This is a genomic window from Streptomyces adelaidensis, assembly GCF_016598475.1.
Lineage (GTDB): Bacteria > Actinomycetota > Actinomycetes > Streptomycetales > Streptomycetaceae > Streptomyces > Streptomyces adelaidensis.
Map to the genome: position 1 here is coordinate 1 of NZ_JAEMUX010000320.1, position 386 is coordinate 386.

At 71.5% G+C, this 386-nt stretch carries 1 protein-coding gene; it reads right to left on the reverse strand.

Features of this window, described 5'->3' with window-relative positions; translation table 11 throughout:
• Positions 1-309 (reverse strand): hypothetical protein (locus I8N67_RS42050; RefSeq protein ID WP_200309696.1); only part of this gene is annotated, 309 nt, incomplete at its 3' end.
• Positions 310-386 lie beyond the last annotated feature (77 nt).

Below are 386 nucleotides of genomic sequence, written 5' to 3' on the forward strand. Positions count from 1 at the left end.
GGCCTGCACGACCAGGTCCACATCGGGCAGCACGTTCTCGTACGTCGCCGAGTCGCCGTCGATCACCGGCTTCGGCAGGTCTCCGCCCGGCCAGGACAGGGCGAGTTCGCGCCCGGCGACACGTATCCGGGCGAACGGCCCTTCGCCGCCGGCTGAGAAGGTGACATCGGCCGTGGTGGCCTTCGGTGCCCAGGTGCCGTCGGTGCGCCGGACGAGGGACTCGTCGATGTCCGCCCACTGGCCGCCCTGCCAGGTGCGCACCGGCTCGGCGAACTCCTGGGCAGTGAAAGTGCCGTCGCTGTTCGCCACGACGGTACGACGCTCCTGCCGGAGACCCGTCACCTCGACACTCTGCCCCGACTTCTGGGCGGCTGCCCGCGCCTCCC